General features: G+C 78.0%; 1 pseudogene. It reads left to right on the forward strand.

The window, feature by feature from the left end:
- Positions 1 to 899: pseudogene (locus GTW67_RS38490) on the forward strand (hypothetical protein); the annotation flags it as partial.
- Positions 900 to 1370 lie beyond the last annotated feature (471 nt).

Here is a 1370-nt window from a genome sequence, read left to right on the forward strand (position 1 = left end):
CCGGGACGGGCCGGGGGCGTGAAGAGGCGTACGGCACGGACGAGGGCGGCGAGGGGGCCTTCGGCGCGGGCAGCGGGGGTGGGGCTCACGGTACGGAGAGGGGTGCCCAGGCGAGCGTGGCCGGCGGTGGCCGCGAGACCTCGGGCGCGGGCGGTCACGCGGAGGCGTTGGACGGCACGGGCGCGGACGCCGCGGGTGCCGGTCGTAAGGGGACGCCGCTGCGGGGCACCGACGTGCCGCAGGGCGTACGCAGGCGTGGTGGCCTCGGGGCGTGGGCGCGGCGGCTGACCGGTGGGCGCGGGGGTGCGCAGGACGCCGCCCGGGACGATGCGTACGCCTATGAGGAGGAGGCCGCCGCCCCGGCACAGGCGGCACCCCCCGCCGGCGCCTCCCCGTCGCCGGAGACGTGGCCGGACTCCGCGTCGCTGCTGCTGACGGCGCTGGGCCCGGGGCCCCGACTGTGGGAGCGCGGGCCGGGGCATCCCGAGGTGCTCGCCGTGCGGCTCGGCACGGCCGACCGGATGGCGCCGGGCGCCGACGCACCGCTGCCCGCGGTCCCGGTGACCGTCGGGCTGCGCGAGGCCGGGGCGCTCGGGCTGGCCGGCCCGCGTGCGCGGCTGACCGGGCTGGCCCGCTCGGTGCTGGCCCAGCTCGCCGCGCTGCACTCCCCCGACGTGCTGGAGATCGTGCTGATCAGCGCGGACCGCTCCCGCCCGCTCGCGGAGCGGACCGCCGAGTGGTCGTGGTTGGGCTGGCTGCCGCAGGTGCGCCCGGGACACGGCCAGGACTGCCGACTGCTCCTCGCCTACGACCGCGACCAGGCCGCGGCCCGCGCGCGGGAACTGCTGCGCCGCCTGGAGGACCACCTGACGGACGCCCGACAGGGAGCCCGGCCACCGACCCCCACCGGCACGATCCCGGCCCAGCCGACGGCTGCCGCCGAGGACATGCGACACGGAGGCCCGAACGGACCGGACAACTCGGATGCCGTCGGTGACCCGAGGGATCTGGGTGGCATGAGTGATCCCGGTGGCTTGAGGGGCCCGGGTGGCCAGGATGGCTGGAGTGGTTCCGGCGGCCGGGGCGGTGCTGGTGGCCGGGGCGGTTCCGGCGGCGCCGGTGGCCGGAGTGTTCCGGGTGGCCAGAGTGGCCAGAGTGGCCAGGGCGGCCCGAAGGGTCCAGGTCGCCAGGGGGGCCCGAGTGGTCCTGGCGGCCTGAGCGGTCAGGGTGGCCCGGGTGGCTGGAATGGTCCGAGTGGCCAGGGTCCCGGTGACAGCGCCGGTGGCTCGGGGAGCCCAGGTGGCTGGAATGATCCCGGTGGCGAGGGTGGTCCCGGTGGCGTGGGCGGCGCCGGTGGCTGGAATGGTCCG

It is taken from the genome of Streptomyces sp. SID5910, assembly GCF_009862125.1.
In the GTDB taxonomy this organism is placed as follows: Bacteria; Actinomycetota; Actinomycetes; order Streptomycetales; family Streptomycetaceae; genus Streptomyces.